A 24257-nucleotide genomic window follows, 5' to 3' on the forward strand; every position below is an offset into this window, starting at 1 on the left:
TGGTGCTCAATCCATCTTGTCACGCGGGGCGATCTTGTCACGCGGGGCGGCGGCGCGCGAAAGCCTGTCGTTGATCGCCTCGCCCAACCCGTCGAACGGGATCGGCTCGACGGCGATGGTTTTGGCGCCGCTGCGATCGAGATCCTGCAGATGAGCGAAGAGATTGCTTGCCGCCTCGCGCAGGTCGCCGGTCTCCGACAAATTGCGCAGTGCGGCTGCATCGCGCCAGCCTTCGGCACGGCGGCCACCGAAGGCCAGCAAGGCTTCGCCTGGGGCGACCTCCGCAGCATTGAGCCGCACCGCCGCACCTGGTGCATAGTGCGAGGCAAGCATGCCGGGCGCCTCGACGACCGAAGCGCCGCGCAGCAACTTTGTCCCGGCGACCGCTTCGATCTCTTCGGCGGCAATGCCGCCCGGCCGCAGCAGCCGCAGCTTTCCAGCTTCGACCTTGACGATGGTCGATTCCAGCCCGACCGGCGTCGCGCCGCCATCGACCACAAGCTTGATCCTGGGACCGAGGTCGGCGGCCACGGCTTCGGCCGTCGTGGCGCTGATCCTGCCCGAGGAATTGGCACTGGGCGCCGCAAGAGCGCGGCCGAACCTGGCGATCAGCTCGCCGCCAAAGCCTTTCGGCATGCGCAGCGCGATCGTGTCCAGCCCTGCGGTGACCAGCGGATGAATGCCGTTGCCGGGCCGTTGCGGCAACACCAGCGTCAGCGGTCCCGGCCAGAATGCCTGCGCCAATCTTTCCGACAGCGGATCGAACCGCGCGATGCGCTCGGCCATAGCCGGATCGGCTATATGGGCGATCAGCGGGTTGAAGCGAGGGCGGCCCTTGGCTTCGAAGATACGAGCCACGGCAACGCCATTGGTCGCGTCGCCGGCCAGCCCATAGACGGTCTCGGTCGGGATGGCGACGACATCGCCGCTCTCGAGCAGCGCCAACGCCCTTTCCATCGCCTCGCCGACGGCACGAATTTCAGCCACTGTCGTTACCTCACGGATGCGGCTGCCTAATACGGCGACGCCGGGCGAGCAAGCCCGGCGTTGGCGAATCGCAAATCGTTAAAATGCTATGTTTCCCCGCAAGCCGGTATCAATTGCCCTCGGCTAAAGGTGCTGTGTTGTTGGGCAAGGGGGATTGTTATGCGTTCGATGCGTATCGTTGGAGCGCTTGGTCTGGCGTTTATGGCCGGCACGGCACAGGCCTCGTCGCTGGTTTTTCTCGGGCAAACGACCGCGACGCCTTCTGTGGTAAGTGCCAGCGCGCTCGAGCGGGGGAAAACACCGTCGATCGTCGTGCTCGGCGAGAAGTTGCCCAACGTCAATGAAACCGTCACCGATGAAAAGGTCGCGGCCATCCCGAGCCAGCCGAGTCATGGCTTCACCGCAAGCCCGATGATCATTCGCGGCGGTATCGTCGGCGATGCCTTTGCAACGCCCGCACCCAAGGCCGTGCCGGCCACCGCTGCCGCGCCGGCCGCGGACAGCAAGGCCGATCCAAAGGTCGCCAGCAAAACTCCTGAACCGGCGGCACCGCAGCCGGCGCCGCTAGCAGCTCCCGACCAGCCAAAATAGGGCCTGAAGCGAAGATTTCTTCGCGGACGTCAGCCGGCTATCTTCGAGAAATCGGCGACCCGATCGGTCGCCGCGCGGATGCGGGCGAGCAACGCCAGGCGATTGGCGCGCACCGCCTGGTCCTCATCGTTTACGAGGACTTTCTCAAAGAATGAATCAACCGGCTCGCGCAACACGCTAAGCGCCAGCATGGCGGCGGAAAAGTCTTCGTTTTGAATTGCTTCGCCGGCTTGCCTCTCGGCCTGATTCACCGCCGCGAACAGCTTCTTTTCCGCATCTTCGCGGAAAAGCGCCGGCTCGACACGGTCGGCGATCAGCGTGTTCTTCTTCTCCTCGGCGGCGAGAATGTTGGCCGCACGCTTGGTGCCGGCAAGCAGGTTCTTGCCATCCTCGGTATCGAGGAAAGAGCCGAGCGCTTCGACGCGGCGGACGATTTGCAGCAGGTCGTCGTTTTGTAATTGGCCAATCTCCCCCCTTGTGGGGGAGATGCCCGGCAGGGCAGAGGGGGGCGCCTCGCGCCGAGAGGCCGGCGGGACAGCGCCCCCCTCTGTCGGCTGCGCCGACATCTCCCCCACGAGGGGGGAGATTGGGCGCGAACCTGCCGCCAGCACCGCGTCAATCAGGTCATGCCGCGCACCCTGGTCGCGGAGATAGACCTTCAGGCGATCGTGAAAGAAGGACAGGAGGTTGTTGATCTCTTGCTGCTGCCTTTCTTCGGAACGCTCAAAGGTATTGTTTGAGATCGCGGAATCGCGTTCGATGACGAGATCGGTAAGCGAATCTCCTCCGAGTTGCTGCTCTAGCTCCGCAGCAATTTCGAACTGTCGGTCGAGTTTGGGATCGCGTATGTGATCTGCAATATCTTCGGACGCGATATTGGCCACAGATTTCAGGGACAACCTAATCCCGTTCTCGATCAGTATCCTCGTTACCCCCAGCGCCGCCCTCCTCAGCGCATAGGGGTCCTTCGATCCCGTCGGCTTTTCATCAATCGCCCAGAACCCGACCAGTGTATCCAGCTTGTCGGCAAGCGCTACTGCGATCGAAACCGGATCGGTGGGAACACGATCTGACGGTCCCTGCGGCTTGTAGTGTTCCTCGATCGCCGCGGCGACGGAAGGATGCTCGCCCTGCAGCAGCGCGTATTTGCGGCCCATGGCGCCTTGCAGTTCCGGGAACTCGCCGACCACCTCCGTGGTGAGATCGGCCTTAGCCAGAACGGCAGCGCGGCGGGCGAGCGCGGTAATCTCCCCCCTCGAGGGGGAGATGTCGCCGAAGGCGACAGAGGGGGTCGTCCCGCGTGGAGCGCCGACTTCCTTTTGCTTCGAAAGGCCAGATCGCGTCGCGTCAGCCGAAGCGACCCCCCCTGGCCTGCCGGCCATCTCCCCCTCGAGGGGGGAGATCGACTGCGCCACGATTGGTGCCAGTTCTTCCGCCAACCTGGCAATCCGCTCCACCCGCTCGCCTTGCGTACCGAGCTTGGCATGAAACGTCACATTGAGATGGTCGAGGCGGGCCATGCGCTGGTCGAGCGGCTTTTTGAGATCAAGTCCGAACTTTTCCGCCGATGCCTGCAGCTGGTCGAGATCCGGCAGGTCACCCTGGTCGGTCTTCCAAAAATAGAGCGCGTCGGACAGGCGGGCGCGCACCACCTTGCCGTTGCCGTGGGCGATCTCCTTGCCGCCATCCTTGGCCTCGATATTGGCGGTCAGGATGAAACGATTGGAGAGTTCGTCGCCCGCGCCGTGCGGTCGTGTCACGAAGCACTTCTGGTTAGCGCGGATGGTGAGCCGGATCACCTCGGCCGGTATGGCCAGAAAATCCTGCTCGAATTCGCCCATCAGTACGACCGGCCATTCGACCAGGCCCGACACTTCCTCCAGCAGGCCCTCGTCCTCGACGAGGTCGAGCCCGCTGGCGAAGCCGAGATTCCTGGCATCGGCAAGAATGATCTCCTTGCGCCTGTCGGCATCGAGCACGACCTTGGCCGCCTCAAGCTTGGCGACATAATCGTCGAAGCGGCGCACCGTGATGGCGCCCGGCGCATGAAAACGATGGCCGTAGGTGACATTGCCGGAGCGGATGCCGTCGATCTCGAAATCGACCACCACCGGCTCCTCGGTTTCGGGGCCGAAGGTGCACAGGATCGATTGCAGCGGCCGCACCCAGCGCAGCGAGCCGGGCTTGGCCGAAGCCGGCCCCCAGCGCATCGCTTTCGGCCAGGGGAAGTTGCGGATGATGCCCGGCACCAGCTCGGCGATGATCTGCTCCGCCGGCCTGCCCAGCCTGGAAATATGGGCGACATAGAAGTCGCCCTTCTTCGGATCGGAATGAACATGCGCCTCGGCAATCGAGGCAAGGCCGGCCTTGCGCAGAAAACCTTGCACCGCCGGCTCGGGCGCCTTGGTCGAGGGGCCCTTGATCTCCTCACTGATGTCCTTCGAGCGGGCGGTCAGGCCGCGAATGTCGAGCGTCAGCCGGCGCGGCGTCCAATATTCGCGCGCAGCCTCATAGGTCAGCCCGGCTTCGACCAGACCGTCGGTCAGCAGCTTCCTGAGATCGCCGGCCGCCTTGCGCTGCATGCGCGCGGGGATTTCCTCGGAACGAAGTTCTAGAAGCAGGTCAGGCATTGAAAGAGCTCACGCGACAAAAAACAGCCGCCGCTTGGCGGCGTCCTCCCCCATCGAGGCGGAGGTAAGCGGGGCATAGCAACTCGGTCGGCTGCTGTCACCCTTCCCAGCAAGATCGGGCCAGCACGATCAGGGCGTCCAACGGCGATTTCCGAAAAAATTCAGCCGCCTGTCGGACACGCGCCGGTCCGCCCGTCCTTGGATCAAAGATTTCCATGAACCGAACGCAGCGCTGAAGCGACCAACGCTCAGGCAGAGAGCTATTGGCTGAACGACCATGAAAACGGCATCGACATTCCTGCAGATCCTCGCGCTCAGCGCCTGTTTTACAGCGCAGGTGCATGGCACGTTCTCGATGCCCGGCGTCAGGCAAGCGCTGCGGACAATAGCCGGTGCAAGCGGCCAAGGTGCGTTACAAATCAGCGCTCCTGCCGAAATCGCCTGGAGCTAAGCCGCCATTCCACCCGCCTGCGTCAGCAGAAATGCCTCGCCGCAGGCCTTGGCCAGATTGCGCACCCGCAAAATATAACTCTGGCGCTCAGTGACCGAAATCACGCCGCGGGCGTCGAGCAGGTTGAAGACGTGGCTGGCCTTGATGCATTGGTCGTAGGCAGGGAAGACCATGCGGTGCATCGCTAGATTGTCGTTCGACGCCGGCGCGCCGGCTTCGAGCAGCGCCTTGCACTCGGCTTCGGCGTCTTCGAAATGGCGCAGCAACATCGCGGTGTTGGCGAATTCAAAATTGTGGCGCGAATATTCCTGCTCGGCCTGCAGGAAGACGTCGCCATAGGTCACCTTGTCGGCGCCTTCGCGGCCGTTGAAGTTGAGGTCGTAGACGTTGTCGACGCCCTGCACATACATGGCCAGCCGTTCCAGCCCGTAAGTGAGCTCACCCGCCACCGGTGCGCATTCGATGCCGCAGACCTGCTGGAAATAGGTGAACTGCGAGACCTCCATGCCGTCGCACCAGCACTCCCAGCCCAGCCCCCAGGCGCCCAGCGTCGGGCTTTCCCAGTCGTCCTCGACGAAACGGATGTCATGCAGCAGCGGATCAATGCCGATCGCGGCCAGCGAGCCGAGGTAAAGCTCCTGCAGATTGGGCGGATTGGGCTTCAGGATCACCTGGTATTGGTAATAGTGCTGCAGCCGGTTCGGGTTCTCACCATAGCGGCCGTCCTTGGGGCGGCGCGAGGGCTGGACATAGGCGGCGTTCCAGCGTTTTGGGCCGAGCGCGCGCAACGTCGTTGCCGGATGGAATGTGCCGGCGCCGACTTCCATGTCGTAAGGCTGGAGGACCACGCAGCCATAGTCCGCCCAGTAATTATGCAAGGTCAGGATCAGCCCCTGGAACGAGCAGCTGGGATGCATGTGGGCAGGGATATCAACGGTCACGGCGGCCTCCGGCGGGATGCGGCACCTCGTAGAGTGCCGCTCCGCGACCGTCAAGGCGATGGGATCACCCCTTCGGCGCGGGCGCCGGCACGGGCTTTACGTTCGGGGTTTCCTGCGCCGTGTTGGATTCGATCGGCGGCAGGCCCTTCATCAGCTTTTGCTGCAAGGTGGCAAGCACGTCCGGGTCCGGCTTCAGGTCGCGGGCCTGGTTCCACTGGAAGGTGGCTTCCAGCTTGCGGCCAACGCGCCAGTAGGCGTCGCCGAGGTGATCGTTGAGCACGGGATCCTCTGGCTTCAACGAAACGGCGCGTTCCATTTCGCGCACCGCGTCGTCGAACTGGCCAAGGCGGTAATAGGCCCAGCCCAGCGAATCGACGATGTAGCCGTCGCTCGGCCTCAGGTCGACGGCCTTCTGGATCATCGCGAGGCCTTCCTTGAGGTTCATGTTCTTGTCGACCCAGGAATAGCCGAGATAGTTCAGGACCTGCGGCTGGTCGGGGTAGAGCTCCAGCGCCTTGCGGAAATTCGGCTCGGCCTTCGGCCATTCCTTCAGCCGCTCATAGGCGATGCCGCGCTGGTAGAAGATGTTCCAGTTGGCGGCGGTCGGCGTCTTCAGCACCTCGACCGCCTTGTCGTAAAGATTGGCGGCGGAGCGGAAATCCTCCTTCGAGGAATAGACGCCGCCGAGCGCCAGATAGGCGCGCATGTCGTCGGGATGCGCATCGACGATAGCCTTGAGGTGGGTGATCGCCTCGTCGTTGCGGTCGAGATCGGCAAGGTTGAGGCCAAGCTGCAGGTCCGAAAGCTCCTTAAGCGGCGAACCGGCGGGGATGCGGCGATAGAGCGCGATGGCGCCCTCGCCGTCCTTCAGCTGCTCGGCAACGGCGGCAAGCTGAACGAGCGCCGCGTCATTGTCGGGCCGCAGCGCCAGCGCATATTGCAGATAGAGCCGCACGAACGGCTCGCCGCCGCCGCGGTTGAGCGCGGTGGCGAGATCGAGCAGGATTTCCGAGGCGCCGTCGGACGGACCGGCAACGAAGGGCTCGATTTTTTCGCCCTTGTTGATCTTGTCGCGAAGGGCCGCAATCTCGACCTTCCCGGGCGCAAACGCCTCGGCCTTGTCGAGCACCGACAGCGCCTTAGCCTTGTCGCCTTTGCGTGCGAGGAAAGAGGCGTAGGCCTGCGCGTTGCGCATCCATGTTTCGGGGGCCGCACCGCCTGCCGCCGTGTCCTGCAGGGTGGCGGTGTAGAGCGCATCCGCCCTGTCGGGCAGGCCGGAGGCGTCGGCGATCAAGGCACGGTGGAAGGACTTGAACAGGCTGAACCAGTCGGGGCCTTGCAGCTTGTCGATGGAAGCCATGGCCTCGCCGGCGTCACCCGCACCTTGCTTGGCCCAGCCGGTCATGACGCCGGAGATCAGCCGGTCGAGATCGGATTCGAGCGACAGCTTGAGCCAGTATTCGGCCTTAGAGAAATCCTTCTTGTGGAAGGAATCGATGGCCAGCGCCAGGCGCGAGAAGCGCTCGACGTCGGGAACCGCCTTGAGCTTGTCGGCATAGACCAGGGACTCGTCGAAGCGCCCCTGCGCGATCAGCGACAGCATCAGGCTCTGCTGCAGTCCCGTATCGTTCGGATCGAACGCAAGCGCCTGCTTGTAATAGGAAATGGCGCTGTCGAGGTCGTTGTCGCCATCGGCAATCCGCGCGGCGAGATAGGCTCCCGAGAAGGATGTGATCCTGACCGGCTCGGCGGTCTGTTTGGCATGCGCCGGCAAAGCCGAGATCGCCATGCCCGTCGCGATTGCCAGCCCCGTCAGCCAGCGCGCATATCCTTGCCGCATCATATCCCTTTCAGCCAAACGCCATCTCCGCGTCAGCGGGATCGCCGTAGACTCGATCTTTCCAGGTAAAGCATGGCCTTTTTGGGGTCGTGCTTCAACCCGGCCCGAATTCACAATCGGGTCAAGCAATTAATAAACCATACCGAAAGAGGTCGCACGACCGCATTGCGACAATCCGGCAATGGGAGACCGGCGTCACGGCCCCGAACTCAGGACGTTTGCGAAAGCCTTGCGTCGAGCGCCTGCATGGCGACGGTGACAAGATCGTGCAGCCGCTTTTTCGGCACGCCGTCGCGTGCCTGCACCGAAAGGCCGTGCATCAGCGTGGCGTAATAGTCACCCAGCGCCTCGGCATCGGTGTCCGGCTTCAATTCGCCATCGCGCACCGCTTGCTTCAACCGCTCGACGATCGATGCGGTACGCGCCAACCGGTGCTCCGCCAGCCATTGCAGCACGGCGTCATTTTCGACGGCGCAATTGGTGGCGGCCGTCACCACCATGCAGCCCTGCGGCCGCCCCGGCCTGGTATAGATTTCGACGGCGTCGCGAAGCACGCGCTCGATGACGCGCCGGACGTTTGGTTCTTCCTCCAGCGCCCGCGTGGCGAATCCGCCCTCATTGGCCTCGTAAAGTGCCACCGCTTCGCGAAACAGGTCCTCCTTCGAGCCGAAGGCGGCATAAATGCGCGCCGATGCGAGACCAAGCGCCGATACGAGATCGGCCATCGAAGTGCCCTCGTAGCCGCGCCTCCAGAAAGCGTCGCGGGCTTTCTCCAAGGCATGGTCGCGATCGAACTCCCTTGGCCTGCCTGCCATGGCGGTCTCCAATTTTTGTCGATCAACAAATAATCCGCTTGACTTCGGATTGCAAATCTCAATTCTTTGTCGATCATTAAATAATTGTCGACAAGGAGTCCCACATGAGTTCACTCGATCAAGGCGCGCCGCTCGGGGCAATGGCAGCGCAAGGAGCAAGCAGGGCGAAACATGGCGCAACGCTGGCGCTCCTCGCCTTCGCGCAGCTCATCATCTCGCTCGACCTCAACATCGTCTTCGTGGCGCTGCCGGAGATCGGCGCCGGCCTCGGATTTTCAGGCCAGACCCTGCAGTGGGTGGTCAGCGCCTATACCGTCTTCACCGGCGGCTTCCTGCTGTTCGGCGGCCGGGCCGCCGACCTGATCGGCCAGCGCCGCGTCTTCATCTTCGCGCTCTGGCTCTACGCGCTCTCATCTCTGGTCGGCGGCCTCGCCTGGTCGCCGGAAATCATCATCGCGGCACGCGCCGTACAAGGCATCGGCGCCGCGTTCCTGTTTCCTGCGACGCTGTCGCTGATCAACCGTCTGTTCGCCGAGGGAGCGGAACGCAACCGGGCGCTCGCCGTCTGGGGCGGCGCGGGCGCCAGCGGCCTGACGCTCGGTTCGCTTGCCGGCGGGTTTCTGACCAGCGCCTTCGGCTGGCCGTCGGTCTTCTACGTCAACGTGCTGTTGGCCGGGATCGCCATCATCGCGGCTTTCGCCATCATCCCGCGCGATCGCAAGCGGCACGAGCAGCGCAGCTTCGATATTCCGGGCGCACTGACCGTCACCGCCGGCGCGACGCTGCTTGTCTTCACCCTGGTTCAGGGGCCCGAATATGGCTGGGGATCGACCGCAATCATCGCCAGCGCGGCACTGGCCGCATTCTTCCTGATCGCCTTCACCGTGATCGAGGCGACGAGCGCCGACCCGCTCATGCCGCTGCGCTTGTTCCACAACCGCAGCCTCGTCGCCGGCATGACGATCACCTTCCTCTACATGGCCACTTTCGGAGCGCTGCCCTACTTCCTCACCGTGCTGCTGCAGAACGTGCACGGCTTCACCGCCTTGCAGACGGGCCTCGCCTTTCTCGTGCCGTCGGTCGCCATCGCCACCGGCACGCAAGCCGGCGAGCGTCTGGCGACGCGCTTTTCGACACGCAGCACGCTGGTCGGCGGCATGATCGTCGGCGCGGTAGGCACAGCATTGATGGTATCAGGCGCGACCGCGGAGAGCAGCTATCTGTCCCTCGTACCCGGCCTGATCGTCTCCGGCGTCGGACAAGGCATCGTCTGGACCGCAATGTGGATTGCCGCCGCTTCCGGCGTTGCCCTTGACCAGCAAGGCGTCGCCTCGGGCATGGCTTCGACGACGCTCAATGTCGGCAACGCCATCGGCATGGCCGTGCTGATTGCGATTGCGAACAGCCAAATCGGCGAATTGTCCGGCGATGCCTTGAAAACCGCCGTCGCAGACGGCATCCAGGTCGCCTTCTGGCTCGCGGCGGCGGGCATCGTCGTCAGCCTGCTCGCGGCAATCGTTCTTCCGGCGAAGGCTCGATGAGAACAGGCGCGGGGCGCTGACGCCTCTCAGTTCACCCGGCTGATGCAGAAATCGATGACGTCGATCAGCGCCGATTTCTGCGGCGTCGCCTCGAGCGGTGCCAGCGCGTCGCGGGCGATTTCGCCGAAATGGCGGGCGCGCCCGATGGTGTCGGCAATCGCGCCGTGGCGGAGCATCAGGCCGATGGCCTTCTCCAGCCCGGCATCGTCGGCGGCATTGTCCTCGATGGCGCGTTTCCAGAAGCTGCGCTCGGCCTTGGTGCCGCGCCGATAGGCGAGGATCACCGGCAGCGTCACCTTGCCCTCGCGGAAATCGTCGCCGACATTCTTGCCGAGATCCTTGCTGGTGCCGCCATAATCCAGCGCGTCATCGATCAGCTGGAAGGCAAGGCCGAGATTCATGCCGTAGGAGCGGAGTGCTGCGCGATCGTTGCGCGTCGCCTGGGCGATGACCGGGCCGACCTCGGCGGCGGCTGAGAACAGCGCCGCGGTCTTGGCCTTGATCACCGCGAAATGCTCGTCCTCGGTGGTTTCGAGGTTTTTGGCGGCGGCAAGCTGCATCACCTCGCCTTCGGCGATCACCGAGGCCGCACTCGACAGGATGTCGAGCGCTTCCAGCGAGCCGACATCGACCATCATGCGGAAGGCCTGGCCGAGCAGGAAATCGCCGACCAGAACACTGGCCTGGTTGCCCCAGATCATGCGCGCCGTCTTCTTGCCGCGCCGCATGCCGCTTTCGTCGACAACGTCGTCGTGGAGAAGTGTCGCTGTATGCATGAATTCGACCGATGTGGCGAGCTTGACATGGCCGTCACCGGAATAGCCGAACATCTGGGCGGCGGCGAGCGTCAGCATCGGCCGCAGCCGTTTGCCGCCGGACGAGATCAAATGGTTGGCAATCTCCGGAATCATCTCGACATCGGAGCCGGCCTTCGACAGGATCAATTTGTTGACGCGCCCCATATCGGCGGCGGTCAGGTCGATGAGGTCCTTTATCGAGGCGGCTTCGCGCTTCCCGTTTTCAATGTTGAGAACGACACCCACGGCAAAACTCCCAACCTCGATATGCACGACGGCAACATGGTCCCTGGACAGACTCTAGGGTGTCACCCACCGGTGCGGCAAGAGGCGAATTGGCGCGCCGGCTCTGGTACATGATCACGCCTACGTTTACATCAACGCCGCAAACTGCGAGTTTCATCCGATGATAGAGCTCATCCGCACCAACGACGCCGTCATCATTTCGTTTGTCGAATCGCTGATGCGCGATGCCGGTATCGGCTGTTTCGTCGCCGACCAGGACATGAGCGTGCTCGACGGCTCGATCGGCATCCTGCCCCGCCGTGTCATGGTGGACGCCGACAAGGCCGATGCGGCACGGCGCATCCTGACGGATGCCGGCATCGCCAACGAGATCCGCCAAAAATAATGTCCGCGTCGCCCGCTGCCCTTGTCCCGGACATGCCGGCTCATACGGTCGATGCCTTCCATCGCGGTCGCTTCTGGCTGGTGCAGCCGAGAAAGGCAGGCCACCGCGCCGGCATGGATGCGATGATGCTGGCGGCTGCGGTGCCGTCCTCGTTCGCCGGGCGGCTTGCCGACTTTGGCGCGGGCGCGGGTGCCGCCGGCCTGGCGGTACTGTCGCGCTGCCCCGGTGCCGCGGCCGTGCTCGTCGAGCGTTCTCCGGAAATGGCGGCCTTCGCCACAACCACGCTTGCCCATCCCGGCAATGCGCATCTCAGCGACCGCGCTTCGGTGCTCGTCGCCGATGTCGCGCTTTCGGGCCGGGCGCGAACGGCCGCCGGCCTCGAGGACAACAGCTTCGATTTCGTTATCATGAACCCGCCGTTCAATGCCGCCGTGGATCGAGCGACGCCCGATCCGCTGAGAAAGGCCGCGCATGTCTCGGAGGACGGATTGTTCGACAGCTGGATCCGCAGCGCGGCCGCGGTGGTCAGGCCGGGCGGCGGGCTGGCCGTCATCGCCCGGCCGGAACAGCTCGGCGCCATCCTCGATGCCATTGCCGGCCGCTTCGGCGACGCCGAGATGCTGGCCGTCCATCCTCGCCCCGAAGCGGCGGCGATCCGCATCGTCGTCCGGGCAGCACTCGGCGCACGCGGCAAACTGTCGATCCAGCCGCCGCTGATGCTGCATGCCTACTCAGGCAATGGCCCTTCGGAGAGGGCAGAGTTGATCAATAACGGGCTGGCGTCGCTGTTCGGAGATTGATCCATTTTGATTGCCAGGGTGACGGCATTGCCGTTGGCCGGCGAATTCCTACATGCCTCAAGCAAATCGACCGGAGACCGCCCCCTCGTGAAACGCCTTTTCAACCGCCTGCTGCCGAAATCCTGGCGCTCCACCGTCGTCACCATTCCGGTCATCCGGCTGCACGGCACCATCATGCCCGGCGGCGGCCAGTTCCGGCCCAGCCTGTCGCTCGCTTCCACCGCCGGTCTTCTCGAAAAGCTGTTTTCATTCGACGCGCCGGCGGTCGCCATCTCGATCAATTCGCCAGGTGGCTCGCCGGTGCAGTCGCGGCTGATCTTCAGGCGCATCCGCGACCTGGCCAGCGAGAAGAACAAGAAGGTCCTGGTTTTCGTCGAGGACGTGGCGGCATCGGGCGGCTACATGATCGCGGTCGCCGGCGACGAGATATTTGCCGACCCGTCCTCCATCGTCGGTTCGATCGGCGTGGTGTCGGCCTCGTTCGGCTTTCCGGAGCTGTTGAAGAAGATCGGCGTCGAGCGCCGCGTCCACACCGCCGGCCAGAACAAGGCGGTGCTCGACCCGTTCAAGCCGGAAAAGAAGGAAGACGTCGAGCGCCTGAAGGCGCTGCAGCTCGAGGTCCACGAGACCTTCATCGATCTCGTCAAGGACAGGCGCGGCAGCAAGCTGAAGGACGATCCCGACCTGTTCACCGGCCTGTTCTGGACGGCCAAGAAGGGGCTCGAGCTCGGGCTGGTCGATGCGCTCGGCGACATGCGCAGCGTGCTGAAGAGCCGTTTCGGGCCGAAGACCCAGCTCAAGCTGATCACCGCGCCGCGCGGCCTGTTCGGCCGCTTCGGCCTGTTCGGCTCGAGCTTTTCGGCGCCCGATATCGCCGCCGCCGCGGCAAGCGGCGTCATCGATGCGGCGGAAGAGCGCGCGCTGTGGGCGCGCTTCGGGCTTTGAAAAGCCGGTGAAAACGTCTAGCATAAATCATCAACCGACCCGACCGGCCGCTCCGCCGGCCTTGCGAGGGAGGAGTTTGACATGCCGCAGATCATTTTCTTCGCCGTCGTCGGCATTGCCGCCTATTTCGGCTACCGCTCCTTCGTCAGGGAAGCCGAGCGGGTGACCGCCAAGGTACGTCGGGCCGAAAAGCAGACGGCCAACGGCACAATGGGAACACTGGTCAAGGATCCGAAGACCGGCGAATACCGTCTGGCCAAGGATTGACCGTCGTCCCCCTCGCAGCCGAGCCAATGAATTCCGGGGCCAGCATCCGGGTGTCGCATGCGCATGCCAAGATAAATCTCGCGCTGCACGTCACCGGCCGGCGCGCCGACGGTTATCACACGATCGAAAGCCTGGCCGTGTTCACGCGCTTTGGCGACCGCATCGAGACGGAACTTGCCGACAGCGATGGGTTTTCGGTGTCCGGCAAATACGCCTCCGCAGTACCAGCCGACGACGGCAATCTGGTCGTGAAAGCGCGCGACGCGGTACGGCGCGAGGCCGGTCTCCAGCAGGCGCCGGCTGTCGCCATCAGGCTCGAAAAGAACCTGCCGGTCGCGTCCGGCGTCGGCGGCGGATCGAGCGACGCGGCGGCGGTGCTGCGCGCCCTGGTCCAGACCTGGGGACTTGATGTCGGCGATGCCCAACTGGCGCGGATCGGCCTGTCGCTCGGCGCCGACGTGCCGATGTGCTTGGCAGCCAAGCCGCTGATAGCCCGCGGTATCGGCGACGAGCTGACGCTCGTGCCGGGTTTCCCGGCGCTGGGTCTGGTGCTCGTCAATCCCGGCACTGCCGTCTGGACGGCCGACGTGTTCGAGGCGCTTGGCCGCGGCGACAATGCGGGGCTGCCGCCGCTGCCGCGCAACCTAGACTTCCACAGCATCCGCAACTGGCTGGAGATCACCCGCAACGATCTCGAGCCTGCGGCGCGCGCAATCCAGCCCGCCATCGGCAAGGCGCTTTCCGTGCTGAACAAGGCCGGAGCCGGTTTTGCCCGGATGTCGGGTTCCGGCGCCACCTGCTTCGGCCTGTTCGAGACCGGCAATGTGGCCAAGCGCGCAGCCGTCGATATCCGCGGCCGCCATCCTGACTGGTTTGTCGCAGCGACGCGAAGCGTGACATCGGAGGCTGATGCCCATGGCCAGGATTGACGAGAGCCGCCCCTTCGTTCCCGTGCGCATCGCGGTACTGACCGTTTCCGATACGCGCAGCCTCGCCGATGACAAATCCGGGCAGACGCTGGCCGACCGCATTGCCGAGGCCGGCCATGTCCTGGCCGCCCGCGACATCGTCACCGACGATCGCGACAAGATCCGCGACAAGGTCCTGGGTTGGTCGAGGGACGAAGCGATCGATGTCGTCATCACCACCGGCGGCACCGGCTTCACCGGCCGCGACGTGACGCCGGAAGCGCTGGAGCCGATCTTCGAAAAGCGCATGGACGGCTTTTCCGAAGTGTTCCACCGCATCTCCTACGACAAGATCGGCACTTCGACGATCCAGAGCCGGGCAACTGGCGGCGTCGTCAATGCCACCTTCGTCTTCGTGCTGCCGGGCTCGCCCGGCGCCTGCAAGGACGCCTGGGACGGCATCTTGAAGCCGCAGCTCGACTATCGGCACATGCCCTGCAACTTCGTCGAGATCATGCCGCGCCTGGACGAGCATTTGCGCCGCGGCTGAGACGGAGCGAGGCGTCAGCCGGGCGATCCCGCCTCAGCGAATGACCGGCTCGCCGTGAAACCGGCGGCGCGACGGCGGTGACACGCCGAAGCCGACTTCCATCATCAGCCGCGGCGTGCGCGTCGGCACGGTGCCCATATGGAAGCCGAACGGGTCCTCGACAAAGCCGAGACCGGCCTGCCCGGTCAGCGTGACCGGGCTCTGCTCGCCATAGACGCCCAGCACCTCTTCCGCCGAATGGCCGACCAGAAGCGTCAGCTGGTGCTTCAGGATGCGGCGGTTGTGGGAGCCGCGGACATAGACATGCGGCCCGGTGTCGGCGTCGACCGGCACCAGGTAGAAAAAGAACTTCAGCATGCGCCAGTCGTCGAGGTCGAAATGGTATTTGCCGAGCGAGGCCATGTTCTTGTCGGCGTCGGAGACGCCACCGGTCGGAAAGCTCCACCAGATGCGGGTGGTGATCAGCTTGGCCTGGCTGCCGAGATAGTGCGCTGCGACATCGAGAAGCAGCGGATCGCGCTGCACGGCGACCGCAGCGTTGCAGTCGAGGACCCGCTCGAAATAGTGGCCGCTGAGCAGCGGGCGGCCGAAATGCTTTTCGGCATCTGCGTGTTTTTCCGGCAGGAATTCCAGCCGGCGGTCGAAATTGCCGAAGCATGGCGTGCGCTCGGCGAAGCGGGCAATCTCCTCATGGATGGCGGCTGGCAGCATCAGGCCCGAATAGAGCCCCTCCGTCCGCAGCGCGCCGACGACGGCATCGCGATCGACGCCGGCGAACATCGTTTCAGCGACATTACGCGCCGGCGGAACCGGCTTCGCACCGCGCCAGTGCAGGCGCCGCGCCGGCATGGTGCGGGCCAGCATGAACATCGGCAGCCATGCCGGATTCTCGCGAAGGTCGGACAGATAGGTCGGGATGCGGGCGGCGATGCGGCGCAGCGTGCCGCCGTTTCGTGCGATCGCCTCGAGGCTTGCAGCGCCGGACTTGTCAGGGCTTGAAAGGGTCATCGGCGTCCTCAAAATATCGAGGGAACAGCATCGACGACAGTCGTCGTCACCGCTCCGGCACACCCCAAACCCATTCGCCCGTATCGCTGGGAATGGTAACCCCCGGGCAGATTTTGTGCAATGCACAATAAACGACGACCCGCCAGAAAATTTGCTTGGGCGGGTACCCTGAACCGTCACGGTAAGCCGTCACTTCCGCGGAGCGACCCAGATCTCGGCCTGCAGCCTCCTGGTCGCCAGGCCGCGGGCGATCGCTTCGGCGCTGCGGGCGTTCTTCGACAGTGCCGCGGCCTGACGCTTGCTGATCACCAGGCCTTCTGCAAGAGCGCGATTTCCGGCAAAGACGCGCGACAGGAACGGCGCGCGGCTGCCGCGTGCCCGCGAGAACCGCGCCGCCATGGTTTGCCTCGCCGTATGGGCGACGACCTCATCGATCCAGCCCTCCCCCAGCCGCGCGCCCGGTTCCAGCAAAAGCAGCCAGTCGCCCTTGGCCTGCCTGATGCCGGCGGCGATGCCGCCGCTGACATAGTGGCAGCCGGCATGTTCGGCGACGCGGTGCGTCTGATCGGTCGAGCCGGTGTCGCAGACGAGAACGTCGCGCACCACGCCTTCGACGGCGCCGCCGATCAGCGAGGCGAGCGTGCGGGCAAGGCCCTCCTCGTCATTCAGGGTTTCGATCAGGACGCTGAGCATGTTTAGCCGAATAGCGGAAAGCAATGGGCAGCGCCAGTTTTTGCCGCGCTGCGCGAGAAAGTTCTTGCTTTGTTCTCATCGATACGATAGGAATACATTCATGAGCAGAGCGATTCGACAGCGGGCGGACAGTCCCTGGGAAAGGGCCAAGATGGAACAGATCGTGCGTGCCGACATTGCCGCCTTCGGCGCTGGCAGGGCCGAGATGGCGAATGCGATGATCGAGCAGAGCGGCATGCGCGTGCGTCCGGACCGCAATCGCGGCAGGTCGGCGGGCATCAATCCGTCCGGCCGTTTCGAGCCGGTCAGCCGGCATGTGTTCGACGATGGCTGGAATTCGCTGGAGGAGCTGCCGCCGTTCAAGACCGAGGTCCAGGTCGAGAAGCCGCGCACTATCATCACGCGCAACGAATCGCCCGACATCTCCTTCGACCGCTCGATCAATCCCTATCGCGGCTGCGAACATGGCTGCGTCTATTGTTTCGCGCGGCCGACGCACAGCTTCATGGGTCTGTCGCCGGGGCTGGATTTCGAATCGAAGCTGTTTGCCAAGCCGGATGCAGCGCGGCTGCTCGACAAGGAATTATCCAGGGATAATTACCAGCCGCGCACCATCGCCATCGGCACCAACACCGATCCCTATCAGCCGATCGAGAAACAATACCGGATCATGCGCGAGATCCTCGAAGTGCTGGAGGCGCGCGGACATCCGGTCGGCATCGTCACCAAATCGGCGCTGGTGACACGGGATATCGACATTCTGTCACGCATGGCCGAACGCGGGCTGGCCAAGGTGGCATTGTCGGTGACAACGCTCGACCGCATGCTGGCGCGCACCATGGAGCCACGCGCGTCGACGCCGACCAAGCGGCTGGAGGCGATCAGGCAGCTTTCGGACGCCGGCATTCCGGCCTCGGTGATGGTCGCGCCGATCATCCCCGGACTGACCGACCCGGAGATGGAGCGCATCCTCGATTCGGCGCAGGCTGCGGGTGCGCGCGAGGCCGGTTATGTGCTGCTGCGCCTGCCGCTGGAGGTCGCGCCGATCTTCAAGGACTGGCTTCTGCGCCATTATCCCGACCGCTATCGCCACGTCATGTCGCTGATCCGTTCGATGCGCGACGGCAAGGACTACGATTCGGAATGGGGCAAGCGCATGAAAGGCTCCGGCCCCTATGCCTGGCAGATCGGCCGGCGCTTCGAGATCGCCGCCAAACGGCTCGGCCTCAATGCCGAGCGGCGCTCGCTCAGGACCGACCAGTTCGTCCCCGCTGCCAAGGCAACCGAGCAGCTGATGCTGCTGTGACAAAGCGTCTCGCGCCAGCCGCTTGAAGCGGCCGGCAGCAGGCGAAAAAATCCCGTCCGGCCTGTCCTGTCCCCGGGCTTCCGACGGTAGCCCCTCCAGGTCCGGTGCCCCGCCCGACCTGGAGGGACTTGCGGAGAATCGGAGCCGATGCGAACCTCGCCGCACCATGGCTCGCCCGCGTTCCGATTCTCCGCTTCTCTTCGAAATCGTCGAGAGACCCGACTTCTCCTTCGAGACGAAGGCGATGGCCGAAGGCCTGTGGCCGGTGGCGGGAACGGACGAGGCCGGCCGCGGCCCGCTCGCCGGGCCGGTCGTGGCGGCAGCGGTCGTTCTCGATCCCGCCAACATCCCCGACGGCCTCGATGATTCCAAGCGGCTGACGCATTTGCAGCGCGAGGCGCTGTTCCTGAAAATCCTCGGCTCCGCACTCGCCGTATCGATGGCCTCGGTCAGCGCCGAAGGCATTGATGCCTCCAACATCCTCAAGGCCAGCCTGGAGGCGATGCGCCGTGCCGTGGCCGGCCTGTCGATCCGGCCGAAGCTGGCGCTGGCCGACGGCCGCGACGTGCCGCCCGGCCTGCCCTGCGAGGGCAAAGCCCTGATCAAGGGCGACCAGCGCTCGCAGTCGATAGCCGCAGCCTCGATCGTCGCCAAGGTGTTGCGCGACCGCATGATGTGCGGCTGCGGCAGCCATCATGCGCGTTACGGCTTCGAACTGCATATGGGCTACGCCACCGTCCGCCATCGGACGGCGATCGATCTGCACGGGCCAGTGGCACGGCTACACCGCGCCTCCTTCGCGCCGTTCCGGTTCGGCGGCACCGAGGTGCTGGAGGAAGAGGGTTTTTCGGACCTGGATTGAGATTGGCGAAAGCGGCTAGGCGCGTATCTCCCCCCTCGAGGGGGAGATTACGCTCCGTTCAGTTCAGCTTCGACTTCAAATCCTGCAGCGAGGCGTTGAACAGATCGGCGCCGGCCTTGGCGTCGATCTTGCCGGCCAGCAGCGCGCGCGCGGCTTCGACCGCGATGTCGACGGCGCTGGCGCGCACTTCGCCAATTGCTTCGCGCTCGGCCTGGCCGATCTTCTGCTCGGCCAAGGCGGTACGCCGGGCGACATAGTCCTCGGTCTTCTTGTGCGCCTCGGCGGCAAGCATGTCGGCTTCGCGCTTGGCGGCGGCGACGATGGCCGCGGCCTCCTGCTCGGCTTCCTTGCGCTTGCGCTGGTATTGGCCGAGCAGCTGCTGGGCCTCTTCGCGCAACCGGCGCGCTTCCTCGAGCTCGGAGCTGATCTTGTCGGCCCGCGCATCGAGCGCCTTGGCGATCATGCCCGGCACCTTGATGTAGATGGCAATGCCGAGGAAGATTACGAGGGCAACGGTTGCCCAAAGCGTCGCGAGAGATGTGGCGTCCATGATGCGCTCCTCACCCGGCCACGGATTTGACCGCGGCCGCGATTTCGGCCTTGCTGGCCTTGCCGCCGACAAGCGCCTCGACGATGGCCGAAGCGGTGTCCTCGGCGATGGTGCCGACTTCCTTCATGGCATTGGCCTTGATGGAAGATATGCGCGCCTCGGCCTCGCCAAGCTTCTGGTCAAGCGCTGCCTCGATCGTCTTGCGGGCAGCTTCGGCTTCCGCCTTAGCCGCATCGTTGGCCTGCTGGCCGATCGCATTGGCCTTGCCCTTGGCTTCCGCCAATTCCTGCTCATAGGCGGCAACGGCGGCATCGGCCTCGCTTTTCAGCCGGGCAGCATGATCGAGATCCTGCGTGATGCGGTCGTTGCGAACGTCGATGATGCCGCCGACGCGCGGCATCACTACCCGTTTCAAGAAGAGGTAGAACAGCCCGAAAGTGATTGCCAGCCACAGCAGCTGTGACGGGTACGTCGCCGGATTGAATGGCGGGAACGTGCCATGCGCCTCGGCAGGCACGCCGGTGGCGGCGTGCGTTTCGCCTTCCGTTGCGGCGGGCGCGGACTCTTGCGCAAAGGCAGATGTCACAAACATGGACTATCCCCGAAATTCAGACCCGCCGCAGGATCGCGGCCGGCCTGTTCAATTCTTCCCAATGTTCAGCCGAACAAGTATTCAGCCGAACAGGGCGAGAAGCGCGATGAGAAGCGAGAAAATACCAAGCGCTTCGGTCACGGCGAAGCCGAAAATCAGGCGGCCGAACTGGCCGTCGGCGGCCGACGGGTTGCGCAGCGCGCCCGCCAGATAGCTGCCGAAGATGTTGCCGAGGCCAATGCCCGCGCCGCCCATGCCGAGGCATGCGATGCCGGCGCCAATGTACTTTGCTGCTTCTGCGTCCATTTATTCAACTCCTTTGGATCTAAAATTCCGTTGCGATTCCATCCGGCGGCAATGCCGGAAACCTTGTCAGTGCCCGGGATGCAGGGCGTCGTTGAGATACATGCAGGTCAGCACGGCAAAGACGTAGGCCTGCAAGAACGCGACCAGCAGCTCCAGCGCAGTCAGCGCCACGGCCATCGCCAGCGGCAGAACCGAGCCCGCTACGCCGACCGCGCCGAGCGCGCTCAGGCTGACGACAAAGCCCGAGAACACTTTCAGCGTGATGTGACCGGCGAGCATGTTGGCGAACAGACGAACCGAGAGGCTGACCGGGCGCGAGACGAAGGAAATCACCTCGATAAGCACCACCAGCGGCAGCAGGTAGACCGGCACGCCATGCGGGACGAACAGCTTCAGGAAGCCAAGGCCGTGCTTGGTGAAGCCGTAGACGACAACCGTTCCGATCACCAGCGCGGCGAGGCCGAAGGTCACGATAATATGGCTGGTGACGGTGAAGAAATACGGGAACAGGCCAAGCAGGTTGGCGACAAGCACGAACATGAACAGCGAGAACACGAAGGGGAAGAACTTCATGCCCTGGGTGCCCGCAGCGTCCCTCAGCATATTGCCGACGAATTCATAGGCCATTTCCGAGACCGACTGTAGGCGGCCGGGAACGAGGCTGCGGCTCGATGTGCTGAGGTAGAGAAACGCCGCCGCCACAGCAACCGTCGCCAGCATGAACAGCGCCGAATTGGTGAAGGACAGGTCGTAACCGCCGATGTGAATCGGAATAAGCGGATGGATCTGGAACTGGTGGATTGGATCGACCTTGTCAGCAGCCACTTTTAAATCCCCATCGAAGCCGCACGCGACTCTACTATCCGTTCATCGCGCCCAGTGAGTGCGCCTTAATTCATTCCTTCGGATCGCGCGATTTCTCGCTTCGTCCGAACTCTGCCATAAGCCCTGCTGAGCGCATGACATTGAGCACGCCGGCGCCAAAACCCAGCAGCAAAAAAACGATCAGACCCCATGGCGTTGTCCCCGCCACACGGTCAATGACCCAGCCGATGCCAGCCCCGACCACTATCCCGGCGATGAACTCGCTGGACAGCTTGAGCGCCTGGCCGTACCCGGCCACACTGCCCGCTTTCGCGTCGTCTTTCCCCTCGAGCCGATCCGGCCGCCTTGTCGCAAGCGATGCTTCAAGGTCGCGCCGGCGGCGCTCAAGATCGTCGTCGCGGATGTCGGCTTCATGCTGCTTGCCGCGACCGGTTTTGCCGGTTCCGTCTGGCCCATTCTTGTCGGCCACGCAACCCCCCTGCCCGGTCAGACCGTCACCGTCCGTCCGCTTCTTAAAGTCGCCGGCAACATAGTTAGAGGGTCCGCGCCCGTCAAGCCACGGGCCGACGTTCAAGCTCAAGTATTTTTCCGTTATAAATCAGCTACTTGCCCGGGTGCGACATCGTGCCCGACACAGTCTCTGGCGGGCCGCGGCCGAATCCCCGCGGCGATGGGTCTTCGATCGGCCGCTCTCCCGCGAAAGACGCAACGGCTGCCCGAGCACTCAGCTCCAGCCGCCGCCATAGGTACGGTAGAAGATGTGCAGGCCGATCCTGGTCATTTTCTGCATCGTCCTCGCCCAGCCCGGATGGACGTAGTTGGCGTAATAATGGGTCGACGAGCCGACTTCCGGAATGAAGATCTTGCCGGCTGTGACGGCCATGGCGACATCCTGTGCGGTCTGGTAGGCGGCGGGGTTGTCGATGCGCTTCTTCCTGCCGTCGCAGGCAAAGGAAAACTGGCAGCGATTGAACCAGTTGTCGTTCTGGTAGACGACGCCGCAGATCGAGTTCGGATAGGCCGGGTTGCGGACCCGGTTGAGGATGACCTGGGCGACGGCGGCCTGGCCACGCACGGATTCGCCGCGCGCCTCGAAATAGATGCCCTTGGCGAGGCAGGCCTGCTCCGGCTTGGAAAAGACGCTCGCCGGCAGCGGCGTCTGCATCCAAGAATGATCGCCCTTGCTCAGCGGCGGAATGAACCGGCCATCGTTCGGGTCCTCGTCCTGCAGCAAGGCCTCAAACGGCGATGCCTGCGCGTAATCGGGAGCGGACGATGCATAGGCGGTCGCCAGCACGTCGGGATGATCGTTGTTGACCAGCGCGGCAAGCATCGCCGGCACGCCGGGATCCGGCTTCTTGTCGACGCGCGCGTGGAAGGCGGCGGCGATCTGGATTTCCTTGCCTTTGATCTCGGGCTTGGCGAAGGCCATCCTCAGGCCGCTGTCCATGCTTGGGCGGAGCAGCGAAGAGGTGCGCTCGAAGATCGAGCCGGCGTTGAAGTTCTTCGGCGGCGAGACAGGCGAGACCTGAATGATGCGGCCCTTCTTGTCGGCGCGCATGATGCGGTCCTCGTCCGGCGTCGTGCCGGCGATGCTGCCCTTGCCGCGAAACGAAACGGCGCCGATGCCGGGCAGTTGGACACCGGAGCCGGAGAGCGAGCCGGTGCTGCTTGAATCGAGGAAGGGCATTTCGGCGGCGTGAACCGAGCCGGCGACGGATTTCTCGACATAGGCGTTCCAGCGGACGCTCGGCGCCTCCAGGCCGGAGACCAGGCTGGTCATGTCCTGATAGGCAACGACACTCGGGAAGCCGATCCAGATACCAAGGCCAATAACGAGCGGAGACAGAAAGGAACGCTTTTTCTCACCGGCGGCGGCGACAAGCCGCGTCAAAACACGTCGATGCACGGAACTCTCCAGAAACGCGACGGACCCCACTGGAGAGCTACAATGATGCATTAACCTTGATGGGGCGTTAACAGCTTAGAACGTTGTTTTCCCATCTCGTGTCGAAGTCAGGCGCTTTTGCGGCCATCGCTTGACGGAAGAAAGATCGGCCAGGCGACCAGCGCGCAAATAGCCGCACCCAGCCAGACGCCTGCCCATGAGCAGAGCACGAGAAGCCCCGGAATGGCGATCGGCACCAGGAAGAAGGCAATGAAAACCAGACTGTTGGCAAGGCCGAGCGCCGTTCCGGCCTGGCTCGCGCCGGCCAGCGTCGCAAGCTCGGTGTAGGCAACGCCGTGCCAGGAGGAGACGCAGATGCCGGCCACGACCAGCACCGCAACGATCGCCGGCGAAAGCATCGGCGCTTGGCCTGACAAGAATTGGGCCGAAAACAAGACGAGCGCCGCAAGCACGGTGAAGGCGGCCACGCTCAGCATGCTGCACAGACGCAGGAACGGCCGGCGGTTGCCATGACGGTCGGTGTAGCGGCCGCTCCAGACGCGCATGACCATGGCGCCGACCTGCACGGCAGCGAGGCTGGCGCTGATCACGGCTGTTCCCATGCCGGCGAAATCATGCAGGAAGACGGAAGCAAAGGTGAGCACCGCCACCTGCGGAAAGCACAGCAGGCCGATGGCTGTTGCGATGCGCCAGACGGCCGGGTTGCGCAGCGGCGCCGGGCCGGCCGGCGATGCCGTGCCGGCCGAATTGGCATCGTCATGCGCCGGCGGCTGATGCAGCCAGCGCCAGGCGAGCGAGGTCGAGACGGCGGATGCAGCCGCCAGAAGTCCGAAGACCGCCGTGAAGCCATGGGCTGAAGCGAGCGATGGCAGCACGAGCGCGCCAAGCCCGCCGCCAAGCGGCACCGCCGTCTGCCTGATGCTCATGGCAAAGCCGCGCTCGCCTTCGCCGAACCAGGCCATGATGGCGCGGCCGCTGGAGCCGTTGACGCTGCCGCCGAGCAATCCGGTGACCAGCAGGGCAGCGGCGAGAAGCGCGATGCCGGGAATGTGGGCCGGTGACGGCACGACCAGCGCGGCCATGACAAGCAGCCAAACCGCGGTTGCGCCGAGCCCTGTCAGCAGCACGCGGCGGTCGCCCCAGCGATCGGTCAGCAGTCCCCACGGCAATTCGCTCAGCGCCACGCCCAGGCCGAGAAGGCCAAGCGCCAGGCCGAGTTCGCCATTGGAGAGCTGATAGCCCGAGCGCAGGAACACCGCCGTCGCCGGAATGCCGGAGAAGGTCGCGGAAAAGCACGCATTGGCGGCGACGCCGATGCCCAGCACCTTCCAGCGATGGGTGGCTCGACGTGCCGCCGCTTCTGACGGGGCGGCAACGGCGGCCGGGCGAAACGGTTTGCAATCTGCTCGTGTGGCGATAGCGGACATGGTTCAGCTCCTGCATGGGTCGGCTGCATTCGGTCTTGACGCGCTGTCTCTACCGCCATAGCTTCGTACTGAATATCAGGAAGTT

Annotated in this window: 26 protein-coding genes; 11 read left to right on the plus strand and 15 right to left on the minus strand. The window is 64.3% G+C overall.

The window, feature by feature from the left end; all coding sequences use genetic code 11:
* Window positions 1-6: 6 nt before the first annotated feature.
* Window positions 7-987, minus strand: a complete 981-nt coding sequence (locus NKG60_RS10470) for an L-threonylcarbamoyladenylate synthase (protein ID WP_352660911.1) — start codon at window positions 985-987, stop codon at window positions 7-9.
* A gap of 201 nt (window positions 988-1188) precedes the next feature.
* Between NKG60_RS10470 and NKG60_RS10475 the strand changes: the two genes are divergently transcribed.
* Window positions 1189-1578, plus strand: a complete 390-nt coding sequence (locus NKG60_RS10475; RefSeq protein ID WP_352974904.1) for a hypothetical protein — start codon at window positions 1189-1191, stop codon at window positions 1576-1578.
* Between the two features lie 29 nt (window positions 1579-1607).
* On the opposite strand, the gene glyS is transcribed toward NKG60_RS10475, so the two are convergent.
* A complete protein-coding gene (glyS, locus tag NKG60_RS10480; RefSeq protein WP_352863221.1) occupies window positions 1608-4208 on the minus strand; it encodes a glycine--tRNA ligase subunit beta in 2601 nt (866 codons plus the stop codon).
* A 277-nt stretch (window positions 4209-4485) separates the two neighbouring features.
* On the opposite strand from glyS, the gene NKG60_RS10485 reads away from it, so the two are divergent.
* The gene (locus NKG60_RS10485) at window positions 4486-4659 is read left to right on the plus strand and encodes a hypothetical protein (RefSeq protein ID WP_352660904.1); all 174 of its coding nucleotides are present in this window, start codon (window positions 4486-4488) and stop codon (window positions 4657-4659) included.
* Here the strand turns inward: NKG60_RS10485 and NKG60_RS10490 are convergent.
* The 3 genes from NKG60_RS10490 to NKG60_RS10500 all read right to left on the minus strand — a co-directional run bounded on the left by NKG60_RS10490 (window position 4656) and on the right by NKG60_RS10500 (window position 8255).
* Window positions 4656-5576, minus strand: a complete 921-nt coding sequence (locus tag NKG60_RS10490) for a glycine--tRNA ligase subunit alpha (protein ID WP_352661329.1) — start codon at window positions 5574-5576, stop codon at window positions 4656-4658. The two genes, NKG60_RS10485 and NKG60_RS10490, sit on opposite strands and share 4 nt — an antisense overlap.
* A gap of 88 nt (window positions 5577-5664) precedes the next feature.
* Window positions 5665-7440, minus strand: a complete 1776-nt coding sequence (locus NKG60_RS10495; RefSeq protein ID WP_352661326.1) for a tetratricopeptide repeat protein — start codon at window positions 7438-7440, stop codon at window positions 5665-5667.
* 209 nt (window positions 7441-7649) lie between these two features.
* Window positions 7650-8255: a TetR/AcrR family transcriptional regulator gene (locus tag NKG60_RS10500; RefSeq protein WP_352660902.1), complete on the minus strand. Its 606-nt coding sequence runs from the start codon at window positions 8253-8255 to the stop codon at window positions 7650-7652.
* A gap of 104 nt (window positions 8256-8359) precedes the next feature.
* Here NKG60_RS10500 and NKG60_RS10505 point away from each other — a divergent pair, with 104 nt between their 5' ends.
* Entirely contained in the window at window positions 8360-9796 is a 1437-nt protein-coding gene (locus tag NKG60_RS10505) for an MFS transporter (protein ID WP_352863224.1), read from the plus strand.
* Window positions 9797-9822: 26 nt separating this feature from the next.
* Here NKG60_RS10505 and NKG60_RS10510 read toward each other — a convergent pair whose 3' ends face one another.
* The gene (locus tag NKG60_RS10510) at window positions 9823-10839 is read right to left on the minus strand and encodes a polyprenyl synthetase family protein (protein WP_292663011.1); all 1017 of its coding nucleotides are present in this window, start codon (window positions 10837-10839) and stop codon (window positions 9823-9825) included.
* A gap of 160 nt (window positions 10840-10999) precedes the next feature.
* On the opposite strand from NKG60_RS10510, the gene NKG60_RS10515 reads away from it, so the two are divergent.
* From NKG60_RS10515 to moaB, 6 genes are all read left to right on the plus strand, one after another.
* Window positions 11000-11224, plus strand: coding sequence for a putative signal transducing protein (locus NKG60_RS10515; protein WP_352974906.1), 225 nt, complete (start codon window positions 11000-11002; stop codon window positions 11222-11224).
* A complete protein-coding gene (locus tag NKG60_RS10520; RefSeq protein ID WP_352660897.1) occupies window positions 11224-12024 on the plus strand; it encodes a tRNA1(Val) (adenine(37)-N6)-methyltransferase in 801 nt (266 codons plus the stop codon). The genes NKG60_RS10515 and NKG60_RS10520 overlap by 1 nt, the downstream gene beginning before the upstream one ends.
* 87 nt (window positions 12025-12111) lie before the next feature.
* Window positions 12112-12969 carry a S49 family peptidase gene (locus NKG60_RS10525; RefSeq protein WP_352456850.1) on the plus strand — a complete coding sequence of 286 codons (858 nt, stop codon included), beginning with the start codon at window positions 12112-12114 and terminating at the stop codon, window positions 12967-12969.
* A gap of 81 nt (window positions 12970-13050) precedes the next feature.
* Window positions 13051-13236, plus strand: a complete 186-nt coding sequence (locus NKG60_RS10530; RefSeq protein ID WP_292665400.1) for a hypothetical protein — start codon at window positions 13051-13053, stop codon at window positions 13234-13236.
* Window positions 13237-13262: 26 nt separating this feature from the next.
* On the plus strand, window positions 13263-14165 hold the full coding sequence (locus NKG60_RS10535) for a 4-(cytidine 5'-diphospho)-2-C-methyl-D-erythritol kinase (RefSeq protein ID WP_352974907.1): 903 nt from the start codon (window positions 13263-13265) through the stop codon (window positions 14163-14165).
* Window positions 14152-14694, plus strand: a complete 543-nt coding sequence (gene moaB / locus NKG60_RS10540) for a molybdenum cofactor biosynthesis protein B (protein WP_352489568.1) — start codon at window positions 14152-14154, stop codon at window positions 14692-14694. The genes NKG60_RS10535 and moaB overlap by 14 nt, the downstream gene beginning before the upstream one ends.
* A 33-nt stretch (window positions 14695-14727) precedes the next feature.
* Here the strand turns inward: moaB and NKG60_RS10545 are convergent, their stop codons facing one another.
* Together NKG60_RS10545 and NKG60_RS10550 are read right to left on the minus strand one after the other, a co-directional pair.
* The gene (locus tag NKG60_RS10545; protein ID WP_352660891.1) at window positions 14728-15702 is read right to left on the minus strand and encodes a phytanoyl-CoA dioxygenase family protein; all 975 of its coding nucleotides are present in this window, start codon (window positions 15700-15702) and stop codon (window positions 14728-14730) included.
* A 189-nt stretch (window positions 15703-15891) separates the two neighbouring features.
* Window positions 15892-16395 (minus strand): glycosyltransferase, encoded by a 504-nt coding sequence (locus NKG60_RS10550; protein WP_352661321.1) that lies wholly within the window; start codon window positions 16393-16395, stop codon window positions 15892-15894.
* 151 nt (window positions 16396-16546) lie between these two features.
* On the opposite strand from NKG60_RS10550, the gene NKG60_RS10555 reads away from it, so the two are divergent.
* Together NKG60_RS10555 and rnhB are read left to right on the plus strand one after the other, a co-directional pair.
* On the plus strand, window positions 16547-17701 hold the full coding sequence (locus NKG60_RS10555) for a PA0069 family radical SAM protein (protein WP_254818651.1): 1155 nt from the start codon (window positions 16547-16549) through the stop codon (window positions 17699-17701).
* A 166-nt stretch (window positions 17702-17867) separates the two neighbouring features.
* Window positions 17868-18563: a ribonuclease HII gene (gene rnhB, locus NKG60_RS10560; RefSeq protein WP_352660888.1), complete on the plus strand. Its 696-nt coding sequence runs from the start codon at window positions 17868-17870 to the stop codon at window positions 18561-18563.
* A 58-nt stretch (window positions 18564-18621) separates the two neighbouring features.
* Here rnhB and NKG60_RS10565 read toward each other — a convergent pair whose 3' ends face one another.
* The 7 genes from NKG60_RS10565 to NKG60_RS10595 form a co-directional block, all read right to left on the minus strand.
* Window positions 18622-19113, minus strand: a complete 492-nt coding sequence (locus NKG60_RS10565) for a F0F1 ATP synthase subunit B (RefSeq protein ID WP_023674071.1) — start codon at window positions 19111-19113, stop codon at window positions 18622-18624.
* Between the two features lie 10 nt (window positions 19114-19123).
* Window positions 19124-19705 (minus strand): F0F1 ATP synthase subunit B, encoded by a 582-nt coding sequence (locus tag NKG60_RS10570; protein ID WP_352469058.1) that lies wholly within the window; start codon window positions 19703-19705, stop codon window positions 19124-19126.
* Window positions 19706-19786: 81 nt separating this feature from the next.
* Window positions 19787-20011, minus strand: coding sequence for a F0F1 ATP synthase subunit C (locus NKG60_RS10575; protein WP_006206606.1), 225 nt, complete (start codon window positions 20009-20011; stop codon window positions 19787-19789).
* 66 nt (window positions 20012-20077) lie between these two features.
* On the minus strand, window positions 20078-20836 hold the full coding sequence (locus NKG60_RS10580; protein ID WP_352660885.1) for a F0F1 ATP synthase subunit A: 759 nt from the start codon (window positions 20834-20836) through the stop codon (window positions 20078-20080).
* 70 nt (window positions 20837-20906) lie between these two features.
* Window positions 20907-21305, minus strand: coding sequence for an AtpZ/AtpI family protein (locus NKG60_RS10585; RefSeq protein ID WP_352661318.1), 399 nt, complete (start codon window positions 21303-21305; stop codon window positions 20907-20909).
* Between the two features lie 255 nt (window positions 21306-21560).
* Window positions 21561-22745 carry a cell wall hydrolase gene (locus tag NKG60_RS10590; RefSeq protein WP_352660883.1) on the minus strand — a complete coding sequence of 395 codons (1185 nt, stop codon included), beginning with the start codon at window positions 22743-22745 and terminating at the stop codon, window positions 21561-21563.
* 107 nt (window positions 22746-22852) lie between these two features.
* On the minus strand, window positions 22853-24172 hold the full coding sequence (locus tag NKG60_RS10595; RefSeq protein WP_352660880.1) for an MFS transporter: 1320 nt from the start codon (window positions 24170-24172) through the stop codon (window positions 22853-22855).
* Window positions 24173-24257 lie beyond the last annotated feature (85 nt).

The organism is Mesorhizobium sp. M1428 (assembly GCF_040317515.1).
Classification (GTDB): domain Bacteria; phylum Pseudomonadota; class Alphaproteobacteria; order Rhizobiales; family Rhizobiaceae; genus Mesorhizobium.